General features: G+C 34.9%; 5 protein-coding genes. All 5 read left to right on the plus strand.

The features are described 5' to 3' along the window. Positions 1 to 452, plus strand: a 452-nt coding sequence (locus tag ACIPNH_RS05050) for an exopolysaccharide biosynthesis protein (protein ID WP_400772059.1), incomplete at its 5' end; no start/stop codon positions are given. Positions 453 to 542: 90 nt separating this feature from the next. After that, on the plus strand, positions 543 to 1,199 hold the full coding sequence (locus ACIPNH_RS05055) for an exopolysaccharide biosynthesis protein (protein ID WP_400772061.1): 657 nt from the start codon (positions 543 to 545) through the stop codon (positions 1,197 to 1,199). After that, positions 1,192 to 2,565 (plus strand): cysteine--tRNA ligase, encoded by a 1,374-nt coding sequence (gene cysS, locus ACIPNH_RS05060; RefSeq protein ID WP_400772063.1) that lies wholly within the window; start codon positions 1,192 to 1,194, stop codon positions 2,563 to 2,565. Before ACIPNH_RS05055 ends, cysS begins: the two co-directional genes overlap by 8 nt. Before the next feature lie 6 nt (positions 2,566 to 2,571). Further along, the gene (locus ACIPNH_RS05065; protein ID WP_400772065.1) at positions 2,572 to 2,991 is read left to right on the plus strand and encodes a YqaA family protein; all 420 of its coding nucleotides are present in this window, start codon (positions 2,572 to 2,574) and stop codon (positions 2,989 to 2,991) included. Positions 2,992 to 3,126: 135 nt separating this feature from the next. Beyond that, the coding region (locus ACIPNH_RS05070) for an IS630 transposase-related protein (protein WP_400771409.1) at positions 3,127 to 3,243 on the plus strand (117 nt) is incomplete at its 3' end.

Raw genomic sequence — 3,243 nt, forward strand, 5'->3', positions numbered from 1 at the left:
CTATTCTTTCTATACCTTTAATCTTATTCTCACTGCAGCTTCTATTTGGATTTGATTCTCCTTGGATGCCCAGTTGGCTAGAAAGAAGATCTTTTCAGCGTTCAACACTAGCTCTTGTGGTAGAGAAAACTTCCCCTGTATTAGAAAAAATAGAAAAATTCATGAAGCCAAGACTGTCTTTCATTTTCTATGGGCCTGGTGAGAAGATTCTGGCTTTTATGATGTTGCTTTGTGCAATAATAATAGCTCTTCCATTACCTTTTACTCACTTCCTTCCTGCAATTGGCACAACTCTTATTTCACTTAGCATTATGAGTAAAGACGGGTTTCTATCCATATTGGGAGTTTTAGTATCATTGTGCGCGTTGTTGCTTACTCTTGTTGTAATAGTCAAAGGACCACAACTTATAACCGGAGCACTTTCTCTTCTTAAAAGCTTTACAACACTTTAACAAAAGAACGAATTACTAGCGCAAAATGAATAATGCATATTGAAATAAAACAATAATTGTGTTAAGAATTATTTTTATCAAAGGTTTTTCGTGTCAAAAAATGATAAGTTGACTAAAAGTGATAAATTAGCTTCTGATATTCTAAAAGAAGTTGCAGATACCAATAACAATGATATCGATAAAGTAACTTTGTTTGACATTAAAACAGCTTTGCATGAGCGTGGTTTTGGTATTTTAATAATCATCTTCTCCTTGCCGCTATCGGTGCCTATACCGGTTCCACCTGGTTATACAACTATTCTTTCTATACCTTTAATCTTATTCTCACTGCAGCTTCTATTTGGATTTGATTCTCCTTGGATGCCGCATTGGTTGGAAAGAAGGTCTTTTCAGCGTTCAACACTAGCTTTTGTGGTAGAGAAAACTTCTCCAGCATTAAAAAAAATAGAAAAGTTCATGAGACCAAGAATGTCTTTTATTTTCTATGGGCCCGGTGAAAAAATTTTAGCTTTTATAATGCTGCTTTGTGCGTTATCAATAGCTCTTCCACTACCTCTTACTAACTTCATTCCTGCAATTGGTACAACTCTTATTTCGCTTGGTATCATGAGTAAAGATGGGTTTCTATCCATATTGGGAGTTCTAATATCATTGTGTGGGTTATTGCTTACTCTTGTTGTAGTAGTCAAAGGGCCACAACTTATCATTGGGGCATTTTCTTTTCTCAAAAGCTTCGTATATGGTTAGGCTTTACAACACCTTAACAAAAAAAAAGGAACTTTTTACACCAATCGATAAAGATCATGTGAAAATGTATGTTTGCGGACCAACAGTATATGACACAGCACATATAGGCAATGCACGGTCTGTTGTTGTGTATGATGTGTTATTTCAGCTACTTAAGTTTTGTTATGGCAAAGTTACCTATGTGCGTAACATAACCGACATTGATGATAAGATAATTAATGCAGCAAGCGAGAAAAATAGCAACACAGAAAGTATAACCACATATTACATTAAAGCTTTTCATGATGATATGGAAAGCATAAATTGTAAAAAGCCAACATATGAACCAAAAGCAACGGAAAACGTAGATTATATTATAAAATTAATTGAACATTTGCTGCAATCAGGCCACGCTTACGAATCTGACAAACACGTGTATTTTAATATAGAATCTTACCATGAATATGGTGCTTTATCAGGAAAAAAAACTGATGAATTGGTTCCAGGTAGCAGAGTTGAAGTTAATGAAAATAAAAAGCACCCGGGAGATTTTGTGCTGTGGAAGCCTGCAAGTGATATTGACTACAAACTTTCAAGTTATTGGGATAGCCCATGGGGAGAGGGCAGGCCTGGATGGCATATAGAATGCTCAGCAATGTCATATGCTTACCTTGGCAAAGATTTTGATATTCATGGTGGCGGCATAGATTTACAATTTCCTCACCATGAAAATGAAATTGCACAGAGTAAGTCTGCATTTGCTGGATCAATGTTTGCAAAATACTGGATACATAACGGCTTTCTTACAGTAAATGAAGAAAAAATGAGCAAGTCCTTATTTAATATAGTCAAAGTAAGAGATTTGCTAGATAGTGGAATAAAGGGTGAAGTAATACGCTATGCACTGCTCAAAACTCACTACAGAAAACCACTTGATTGGACAGAAAACGTTATTTCTGATGCAGAGGAAACCTTAAACAAATTTTATCGGTTATTACGTGGTTTAGATATAACGAATATTGATGAAAGTAACGCAGAGATTTCTAAAGATTTTATAGACGCTTTAAAAAACGACTTAAACATTCCTGAAGCTCTAGCTATATTACATGAAATGGCTGCAAAAATTAACAAAATGAGTAATGAAAGTGAAAAGCTTAAATTAACTGAGAGTTTTGTTAAGAGTGCCAGATTTATTGGTCTTCTTGAGTCAAGTTATGAAAAGTGGTTTGCTGTGGATGTAAATCATCAAGAAATAGAAAGGTTGATAGACTTAAGAAAAATTGCAAAAAAAAATAAAAATTACGATACTGCAGACAAAATAAGAAATCAGTTGAAACAAATGGGGATTACAATTTCTGACAATGAAGATGGTACAACAACCTGGTAAACTCATATGGAAAATTACTTTCTGTTATTCACAGATAGTCTAGTATCGTCGTTAGTTTTACCCATACATCAAGGTTTTGTGTTCAATACGATGCTTTATTTCAGGTCGTATTACACTCCACTACTGGTGTTATTTTTTGGAGTACTAGGATCAAGCCTTGGTGGAATAGTTAACTGGTACTTAGGTAGAATAACAATCTCTATACGAAAATCATACCACAAACTAGAGAACGAGCATAAAACACCAAAAATCGTAAAAAATCTACTGATTTGTGCAGTTACATTACTTTCATGGGTGCCAGCACTTGGAAGTGTGATTCAAATTTTATCAGGTTATTTTAAGTTAAACCTTTATACCCTTGCCCCTTTAATCATTCTATCTAATTTCTTCTATTTGTTATATCTAATACTTACTTTTGGCGTATAACAGCTATAGTACTACAGCCATTAAAGCCCACTTCTGTCATCCTATGCCCTGATAGAAGCGGAGCTATAAATTATAGCTCTTTTCATAGAAGTCCGGATGTGATAAGATAAGGATAGAAGATGATAAGGAGGTTGAGTGCCAGCAGCATATAGTTATGACTTAAGGAAAAAAGCAATGGAAGCGCTAGACGAAGGAGAAAGCAGAGAAACAGTGGCAGCAAGATTTAAAATTGGACGAACTACTTTATGGGAG

It is taken from the genome of Wolbachia endosymbiont of Drosophila barbarae, from assembly GCF_044752445.1.
GTDB lineage: Bacteria > Pseudomonadota > Alphaproteobacteria > Rickettsiales > Anaplasmataceae > Wolbachia > Wolbachia pipientis.

Excerpts from the sequence above, each read along its gene's own strand:
- cysS (WP_400772063.1), top strand. The coding sequence starts at position 1,192 with ATGGTTAGGCTTTACAACACCTTAACAAAAAAAAAGGAACTTTTTACA.
- ACIPNH_RS05065 (WP_400772065.1), top strand. The coding sequence starts at position 2,572 with ATGGAAAATTACTTTCTGTTATTCACAGATAGTCTAGTATCGTCGTTA.